Origin of the sequence: Microcystis aeruginosa LEGE 91341 (assembly GCF_015206885.1) — a bacterium.
GTDB lineage: Bacteria > Cyanobacteriota > Cyanobacteriia > Cyanobacteriales > Microcystaceae > Microcystis > Microcystis aeruginosa_H.
In genome coordinates, this window is record NZ_JADEXY010000163.1 from 1 (window position 1) to 8,615 (window position 8,615).

Here is an 8,615-nt window from a genome sequence, read left to right on the forward strand (position 1 = left end):
GGGTAGTAGGGAAGTAGGGAAGTGGGGAAGTGGGGAAGTGGGGAAGTGGGGAGATGGGAATTATGAATTATGAATTATGAATTATGAAGTGGGGTAGTGGGGAATTTGTCTCATCATCACCCTATCACCCCAAAACCCTATCACCCTATCACCCCAAAACCCTATCACCCTATCTCCTCCTGACTCCTGACTACTGACTACTGACTACTGACTCCTGACTCCTGACTACTGATAGCTCGTAATTGGTTGGACTGGTAGCGCATTTGATTAAGTTCAGCTGCCGACATTCGATCGAGATGACCTAAAATCATATTAACTCGACCTTGGGATTTTAATTTTTCTCGATGTCGCGCCAAAAAATCCCAGTAAAGAAAGTTAAAAGGACAGGCTAAATCCCCGACTCGTTCATTTTTTTTATACAGACAACCCCGACAATAATCACTCATTTTATCAATATAGTTGGCCGAGGCGGCGTAGGGTTTGGAGGCGAGAATTCCCCCGTCGGCAAATTGTCCCATTCCCAGTACATTAGTCTGCATTACCCAATCGTAGGCATCGATAAAAACACTATGAAACCAGTTTTCAATCTCTTGGGGAGAGCAACCAAAAATTAAGGCAAAATTGCTCAAAATCATTAATCTTTGAATATGATGAGCATAACCAGTATTTTCCACCTGGGATAATACTTGTTTGAGGCAATTCATCTCGGTTTGATTACTATCCCAAAAGAAAGCCGGTAAGGGTTGTTGATGCTCAAACCAATTATGATTAGCGTAATCTTCTCCCAGATAATGATAAATTCCCTGCATATATTCCCGCCATCCCAACACCTGACGGATAAATCCTTCGATGCTATTTAGGGCTAAATTATCTTTTTTATAGGCGATTTCTGCCCCTTGAATCACTTCCAACGGCGTTAGTAATCCTAGATTCAGATAGGGAGATAATAGGGAATGCCAGAGGGTTTCTTTTCCCGTTATCATCGCATCTTGGTAGGGTCCAAAGTTGGGCAGACAATTAGTAATAAAATGCTCCAAGACTTGTAAAGCTTGTCTGCGGGTTACTGCCCAGGAAAAAGGTTTAATTTTTCCATATTTAGGAATATCTAAAGCTTCCACATCGGCGATAACTTGAAGGGTAATTTCATCGGGTTCAAACCAAAGAGGAGCAGTAGTTTTTAATCCATCTTTGGGCGGTTTGCGGTTTTGTTTATCAAAGTTCCATTGTCCTCCTATGGGTTGATTATTCTCCATTAAAATCTGCCATTTTTTGCGACTTTCTCGATAGAAATCCTCTAGTAATAGTCTTTTACGAGATTTAGCCCAATTATTAAAATCTGTCCTTGTCCAGAGAAAGTGATTATTATCAATTAGGGTTATAGCACAGTCTAAATTGAGATTTTTAATTAATCTAATAAATGGCAAATCATTAGGCATCATGATCTGTAATTCTTTAATCCCTAATCGCTTAATCCAAGCAGATAAAATCGGCTCAAAATCTTCAGCAACTTCGTAGGCGACAGCCCATCCTAAAGTTTTTAATTCTTCGGCAAAATGACGCATCGCCGACCAGATTAAAACTAATTTTTGCTGATGATAGGGTCTTTGTCGAACATGATTGTGGGATTCAATTAGAATAACCGGTGTTTCCTGTGAATAGGCTTGACGATTAGCTAAGGCCGCTTGTCCTGTCCATAATTGATCCCCTAAAATCCAAATGCCAATGGTCATAATTATTTCATTGCCTCGACTATTCCCCCGTATTTTTTAGCCATAATATCCGCCATTTCCCGAGCAGAAAATTTACTGGCTTTGTCGATGCTGGGGGTAAATGTCCCCGTAGGGGTTAAATAATGGGTAAATACCCCGACTTTTTTGCTAATAATCCACATATTTATTGAAGTCAAAAATCAAAAAGGGGATGGTAATTATAAATTATGAATTAGGAATTATGAATTAGGAATTGGGGAGATGGGGGAAAAAAGCTGTCTCCTGACTCCTGAATACTGACTCCTATCTCCTGACTCCTGATTAGGTTTTTGTCCTGAGACTTTGGGCGCTTAGATAAAGTTGCGTCCATTCTTTGACCACTTGCGTGCGTTTAAAGTTTAATTCGCCAGCGATTTCCTCAAGGGTTTTACCCGCTTTTAAGCCATCGATAACGCTTTTACCCGTGGGAGAAAGGGCGGCATAGTAACTTTGCCATTGACTGAGAGTTAAGCCAAAATTATGCTCTTTCGGGCTGATTTGTAACCATTCACTGATTAATTCTGTCCCTTCCTTGAGGGCAAAAACCTTAATCGCATGATAGCCAACTTTTTCCCGGAGACGATAAATCCGTTGGACGGGAATATTCATCGCCTTTGCGATCGCATCTTGGTTTTCGCCCCCTAGATAGAGGTTAAACCAAGTCACTGCCTCTGGACTAACATTTTCCTCTAGATACCTAGCAAAACTCTCTTGAACTTTTGCCCGGATAATTTGCGCTTCTTGACAAGTGCGTTGATCTTCGTAGGTAGCGATCGCATTTTGATCCAGTAAACTTAAGCTATTTTCCCCCTCATCGCCACTAATTTCATCGGAGAGAATCCGGATCATTTCTTCCCGAGGCACATTAGTGATACCGCTTTTCGATTGACGACGGAGATAATTAACAAAACGATAGGCTAACAGGGGTTGATTGCGGATCGGACGCAGAGCGTATTCCTCCAGGGTGGCTAACAGCAGCTGATCGCGAGTAGCTTGATCGGTGGTACAACGAGCGATCCATGCTAACTGGGATTGCAGATAGCGATCGCTATTTAACATCTCCTGAATGATTTCCTGCAAGACATCGGCCACCGCTTGCTGACGATCGCGACTTAAGGAAACCCAAGTGCGAATTTTTTGCCGGAGAGTGACACAAGCGCCGAGACGATCGATCAGGTTACGATAGGCGCGGGTGGGACTAACCTTGAGATAGCGTTGCCGCAGAATTTGCCAAAGATAGACTAATCCCCGTTTAGCGATTTCTAAATCTCTCTGGTCTAAATTTTCCCAACGTTGGCTATCTTCACCGAGTAACCAATTGATAATGGTATCCCGTTGGCGATCGGTTAAGGAATCCTCTGTTTGAGAGAGGCGATCTTGCCATTGTTGCCTTAACTCGTCGATTATTGTCGTCATCGAAAAATTGAGTTCCAAACCCCGTCTTTTTAGGACGGCTTTAGTTTAAATATTAGCGCATTTACACGATATATACTAGAACCTGAGCCATGGAGAAGGCCTATCGCTGCCAATTTTACCCAACACCCGACTAGAACGAACTAATCAATTAAGTCTTTTGCCGGATAAGGATTTGGGGCGCACGCATCGCTTACTAGGGTGCGTTTCCCTGAAAACATGACAATTTCAAGGTTAACCAATATTTGGGAATGCACCACCCCTACCATTTATAATTCGGGAACATTTTCCTGTTCATAATTTTCTATTAATATTCCCAACATTTCCATTAAAGAAGCAAGAGGATGATTTTCATTTTCTCCTATTTCATCTATCAAATTATCTAACATAATTACTAATTGTTCATATTCTGATTCGTTGCGAGGTATAAATAGTATTGGCTTTAAGTTTGTCCAGGCTTGCTGTGTTTTCTCTAGATTTATCGTCGGCATTTTTTTACTCCTTCCATTTGTTTTTGTCGTATTCAGGATGAGTTAAAACTTCTCGAATATAAATTTTTTGTCGATTGTAATGAATCGCCGCTATGAGTCTAATCTTATTTCCACCTATGTTAAAGACAGTCAGTTTTCCTACTTTGTCAGCATTGGGGAAAATGGTTCTTAATTCTGCTATGGACTGAAATTGTCCTGTCTTCATTTTTTGATACCATTCTTTTAATTAGGATGGGTTAGCGGTAGCGTAACATGAGCGGGCGTTGGGTTTCATGCTTCAACCCAACCCACGTTCATCTTATATTTAATTCCACCCACCCACTTACCTTTCGGCCAATTTATTTAATTTCCTCCGACTGATAACGTGCATTTTATCAATAAGTCCCGAAAATATTCCCGTTAATTAGCTTTAACTTTCTGCCCGATCGTATCGGCAGTGGTAGTGGAAACCATGGCCGCCATAACTTGTTCGGGGGAAACCGTAAAAGGCAGACGGTGAATGTCCGAATTAGGCTGACAGGCAATTGCGGCTGCGTGGCGCAATTGGGCAAGGGAAACATCTTTTAATCCTAAATCCTCTAGGGATTTCGGTAAACCAATTTGTTCATAAAACTGGATTAGTTGCCCCCGGGCCGATACTGCTAATTGATTGCCCAAAACTATTTCTTCTAGACGCAATTGGGCGAGAATGCCGTAGGCGACTTTTTCGCCGTGCAGTGCATGATGGCAAGCGGGAATATGGGTTAAACCATTATGAATTGCATGGGCGGCCACGGTGCGACAATTAGCGCCCCCTAAACCACCAATTACTCCAGCCAATAAAACGGTGGCATCTACCACCTGTTTCCAGTCCTCCCCGCCGATATTTTCCAGGGCTGCCGGGGATTTTTGGAAAAGAATATCCCGCAAAACCCGGGCCTGTTGGACGGCAGCAATGATCAGGGTTTCTGTGGAGTGACCGCTACTGACGGAGGCTTCGTACCATTTAGCGATCGCATCGCCAATACCGGCGATTAAGGTTCTTTTCGGGGCAGTTTGGATAATACCGTAATCGAGAATTAATAAATCCGGACAACGGGCTAGGGACAGATCGTAAAGAAACGCCCCCGCGTCAGAATAGACGTTAGATAGGGCTGTCCAAGCGGCACAGGTAGCGGCGGAGGTGGGAATCGTGGCGATGGGCAAATGGCACTGATGGGCGAGTAATTTGGCCATATCGAGGGCTTTGCCGCCACCCACACCGATGATAAAATCTGCCTCATGACTCTTGACAGATGCCTTTAAATATGCTAGGGAATTTTCCGAACAATCGGGGGCGTAACTGTGATAGCTAGGAGTGAGATTTTTCAGGGGAGATGACAAAAAAGCTAAATTGCGATCGCCGCCCACCACCAGGGGACGTTTACCCAAATCCGCTAACTTGCCGGTGGATTCTTCTAGGGCATTGTCACCCCGAATCACTTGTGCGGGGGCGATTAACAGGGGCAAAACAGCGACAGCATTGGACATTTTTTGACAACCTCTCAGGATTATTGGCTAATTTTAGCGAAACTTTCGGGAAAAAGCTGTAGTTCAGGAGTATTATCCCCCGGGGCGGAGAAGGATTTTTTAATCTGTCCCAAGTACAAAGGAGCAGATAAACCGGGCTGAGGGTGAACGAGAGTGCGAGCGCTAATGATAAATTGATTATTACCGCCAGCACCGGCGCGACCGGAGGAAAACAAGTCACTAGCGGCTTGTTTTAGGGTTGCTTCCACTTGCTCGGGAGTAACGGTATTGGGCAGGGAGATAACAGCTTGATTAGCTCCGTTATCATAGACAAGGGAGAATCTCACCGCTCCCGGAATTTCTGTGCGGGTAAACAGTCCCAACCCAAGACCGAAAATCCCCACCGTCAACACGGCCATAAAGCTAGTGACACCGACGAGACGAAAGCGGATTCCCCAACCGACGAGAAAAGCGATAATTGTGAGTACCAAAAAAACCAGCGTGGCAATACCGGACCATTGGGTGTATTTGGCGAAGTTTAGGGGAATGTCCATATTTTCTATAATACTGATTCTATGAAAACGGTTAGCATAAACCATTGTACCTATCCTGTTGTCGAAACTTTCCATTCTGTGCAGGGCGAAGGCTTTTGGACGGGAAGCAATGCTTTTTTCCTCCGTTTAGGAGGTTGCGATGTCTATTGTCCTTGGTGCGACCAAAAAGAGTCTTGGAATGCCCACCGTTATCCCCAACAATCCCTGGGGGAATTGGTAGAGATGGCAAAAGGGGCTAACCCCGCCATGGTGGTGATTACTGGGGGTGAACCTTTAATGCACAATCTTGATCCTTTAACCAAGGAATTAAAAAATCAGGGTTTACGGGTACATTTAGAAACTTCTGGCACTCATCCTTTTACTGGGGTTTTTGATTGGGTGACTTTTTCTCCTAAAACTTATAAAATGCCCGATCCTAGTATTTATGCACGGGTGAATGAGTTAAAAATTGTCGTGGCTAATCCAGAGGATTTAGACTGGGCAGCTATGCAGGAAAGTAAGTTATCGGAAGGGGTGATTAAATATCTGCAACCCGAATGGAATACAGTAGAAAGCAAAGAGTTAGTCTTTAATTATGTTCTCCGGCATCCCCAATGGCGTCTCAGTCTCCAAACCCATAAGTTTTTAGGAGTTCGCTAGTCAGTTATCAGTGAGCAGTTATCAGTGAGCAGTTATCAGTTATCATTTATCAGGAGATTACTTTTTATTTATTCTCCCCCATCTCCCCAATTCATAATTCATAATTCATAATTCATAATTTACTAACAAGAGGTTAAATACTATGTCTAACAATAATTCTGAACGAGTAGTGCGTCGTGGTCGAGTTTTTCCGGAGATTCAATCTACAGAGGAAGAAAAGGCGAAACATCGCGCCCGACAATTAGAATTTTATCATCGTTGTTGGCCGATTTTTCAGAGTTTACAGCCCCGGTTAATGAAACATTACTATGGTTGGTACATTGCGATCGAACCCGATAGCGGCGATTATTTTATCGATCCCGACAAAGAAGTGGCTAGTAAAAAAGCAAGGGCAAAATATCCCGACAAAATCCATCATATCTTTGGCATTAATGAAACTGGAGTTAGTGGCAGAATATGATTGAAGGGAGATTTGGAGAAAATGGTCAAATTTATTTTGATATCGATTTAGTCAGCCCCAATGGACTGGTGTTACCTGTAGAAGCTATGCTAGATACTGGTTTCACGGAGTTTTGTGTTATGAATGACCAAGATGCTCGCAGTCTTGAATGGCCATTTTTAAACCAAGATAAGTTACGCACCGCCCAAGGAGAAGCATTTTTTGATATATATTTAGGCAGAGTAAGAATTGATGGTCAGGAATACGAAATTCCCGTTTTTGCAGGGGAGGCAATTCAGGAGATTTTGTTAGGTTCGCAGTGGCTAAAACAATTTATCTTAGTAGCTAATTATCAACAAGCACAGGTGACATTAGGATAATGACAAAAAAGGCGATTATTTTACTTTCCGGGGGATTAGATTCAGCGACAACAGCAGCGATCGCTTTAGCTGCTGGTTATCAATTAATTGCCCTTTCCTTTCGTTATGGACAAAGACACGAGCGGGAATTAGCAGCGGCGAAAAAAATTGCTAATTTCCTCGATATCAAAGAACATCATCTGATCGAAGTCAATCTATCTTTGTGGGGAGGTTCCGCTTTAACGGATCAATCTATTGCTATTCCCCAAGAGGGAATTAACCCGAATATTATCCCGATTACCTATGTGCCGGGGAGAAATACAGTTTTTATTTCGATCGCTCTTTCTTTAGCGGAAGCAAGGGCAGCCGAGGCGATATATTTAGGAATTAATGCGGTGGATTATTCTGGTTATCCCGATTGTCGTCCCCAGTATTTAGAGGCCTTTCAAACTTTAGCTAATTTATCATCAAAAGCGGGTTTAGAAGGGAAAGCACCCCAATTAATTGCCCCTTTGGTTATGGATAGTAAGGTAGATATCGTCCGTCGTGCTGTTAGTTTGGGTGTTCCCATTGCTGATACTTGGTCTTGTTATCAAGGTGAAGTTGAACCCTGCGGTTTATGTGATTCCTGTCGTATCAGAGATCAGGCTTTAATTGAGGCCGGTTATCCCGAATTAGCCACTCCCCTGTTGAAACAGCCAGGAAAAGGATAGTGAAAAATGGAGATAATCTAGGCAATTAAATGTTCAATAAGGATTTTACTGCCGATTAATATTAAAACTAAACCGCCGAGAATTTCTACCTTTTGACTAAATAAATTACCGAATTTATGCCCGATAAAAACAGCTATAAAACATAGAGCAAAGGTAATAGAACCGATAACAGTGCAAGCTAAAAGTAAGGGAGTTTTAATCACCGATAAACCCAAACCAACTACTAAAGCATCGATGCTAGTAGCGATCGCTAATCCGATTAAAGTATAGAAATCTAGAGGATTAAATTTTTTTTCCTCGTCATCATTTTGAACAGCTTCGTAGATCATTTTACTGCCGATCGCCCCTAAAATAATAAAAGCGATCCAATGGTCAAAAGAGGCGAGGAAATCGCGACAAGTTAGGCCGATACCCCAACCGATCATCGGCATAATTGCTTGAAATCCGCCAAAAAACAAAGCAATTTTCAGAGCCTTATTAACATGAATATGACGAATCATCAGGCCACTGGTCAGAGAAACGGCCACGGCATCGGCGGCTAATCCCACGGCTACAAAAGAAATGGTCAAAAGTTCGAGTGAAGTAAACATCTATAGTTGTTTATCCTTTAATTTCCCCTTATCTTAACTAATTTTTCCCCAAAAAACTTTCATATTTCTCTCATGATCCTCTCATTTATCTATCATTTCTCTAACCTAAGTAGGTAGGCGTTAAAAGTTGTCAGACACCCCCCTTATCAAGGGGGGACTAAGGGGGGATTAAGGGGGGATC

At 42.6% G+C, this 8,615-nt stretch carries 12 protein-coding genes; 4 read left to right on the top strand and 8 right to left on the bottom strand.

What is annotated here, in order from left to right; genetic code table 11:
- Nucleotides 1-197: 197 nt before the first annotated feature.
- From IQ234_RS18480 to IQ234_RS18510, 7 genes are all read right to left on the bottom strand, one after another.
- The gene (locus IQ234_RS18480; RefSeq protein WP_193958153.1) at nt 198-1,730 is read right to left on the bottom strand and encodes a cryptochrome/photolyase family protein; all 1,533 of its coding nucleotides are present in this window, start codon (nt 1,728-1,730) and stop codon (nt 198-200) included.
- Between the two features lie 2 nt (nt 1,731-1,732).
- Nucleotides 1,733-1,891, bottom strand: coding sequence for a hypothetical protein (locus IQ234_RS18485; RefSeq protein ID WP_002776561.1), 159 nt, complete (start codon nt 1,889-1,891; stop codon nt 1,733-1,735).
- A gap of 139 nt (nt 1,892-2,030) precedes the next feature.
- Nucleotides 2,031-3,164, bottom strand: coding sequence for a HetZ-related protein 2 (locus IQ234_RS18490; protein ID WP_193958154.1), 1,134 nt, complete (start codon nt 3,162-3,164; stop codon nt 2,031-2,033).
- Between the two features lie 266 nt (nt 3,165-3,430).
- On the bottom strand, nt 3,431-3,652 hold the full coding sequence (locus tag IQ234_RS18495; RefSeq protein WP_193958155.1) for a hypothetical protein: 222 nt from the start codon (nt 3,650-3,652) through the stop codon (nt 3,431-3,433).
- Between the two features lie 4 nt (nt 3,653-3,656).
- Nucleotides 3,657-3,857: a type II toxin-antitoxin system HigB family toxin gene (locus IQ234_RS18500; RefSeq protein WP_228008618.1), complete on the bottom strand. Its 201-nt coding sequence runs from the start codon at nt 3,855-3,857 to the stop codon at nt 3,657-3,659.
- Nucleotides 3,858-4,051: 194 nt separating this feature from the next.
- Nucleotides 4,052-5,161, bottom strand: coding sequence for an iron-containing alcohol dehydrogenase family protein (locus IQ234_RS18505; RefSeq protein WP_193958156.1), 1,110 nt, complete (start codon nt 5,159-5,161; stop codon nt 4,052-4,054).
- A 20-nt stretch (nt 5,162-5,181) separates the two neighbouring features.
- On the bottom strand, nt 5,182-5,739 hold the full coding sequence (locus IQ234_RS18510; protein WP_002781770.1) for a Ycf51 family protein: 558 nt from the start codon (nt 5,737-5,739) through the stop codon (nt 5,182-5,184).
- Here IQ234_RS18510 and IQ234_RS18515 point away from each other — a divergent pair.
- From IQ234_RS18515 to queC, 4 genes are all read left to right on the top strand, one after another.
- Nucleotides 5,716-6,333 carry a 7-carboxy-7-deazaguanine synthase QueE gene (locus tag IQ234_RS18515; protein ID WP_193958157.1) on the top strand — a complete coding sequence of 206 codons (618 nt, stop codon included), beginning with the start codon at nt 5,716-5,718 and terminating at the stop codon, nt 6,331-6,333. The genes IQ234_RS18510 and IQ234_RS18515 overlap by 24 nt on opposite strands.
- Before the next feature lie 142 nt (nt 6,334-6,475).
- Nucleotides 6,476-6,793: a hypothetical protein gene (locus IQ234_RS18520; RefSeq protein WP_046661710.1), complete on the top strand. Its 318-nt coding sequence runs from the start codon at nt 6,476-6,478 to the stop codon at nt 6,791-6,793.
- Entirely contained in the window at nt 6,790-7,152 is a 363-nt protein-coding gene (locus IQ234_RS18525) for a hypothetical protein (RefSeq protein ID WP_061430171.1), read from the top strand. Before IQ234_RS18520 ends, IQ234_RS18525 begins: the two co-directional genes overlap by 4 nt.
- Nucleotides 7,152-7,844: a 7-cyano-7-deazaguanine synthase QueC gene (gene queC / locus IQ234_RS18530; protein WP_193958158.1), complete on the top strand. Its 693-nt coding sequence runs from the start codon at nt 7,152-7,154 to the stop codon at nt 7,842-7,844. Before IQ234_RS18525 ends, queC begins: the two co-directional genes overlap by 1 nt.
- Nucleotides 7,845-7,861: 17 nt before the next feature.
- Here queC and IQ234_RS18535 read toward each other — a convergent pair whose 3' ends face one another.
- Nucleotides 7,862-8,434 carry a manganese efflux pump MntP family protein gene (locus IQ234_RS18535; RefSeq protein ID WP_193958159.1) on the bottom strand — a complete coding sequence of 191 codons (573 nt, stop codon included), beginning with the start codon at nt 8,432-8,434 and terminating at the stop codon, nt 7,862-7,864.
- Between the last annotated feature and the right edge of the window lie 181 nt (nt 8,435-8,615).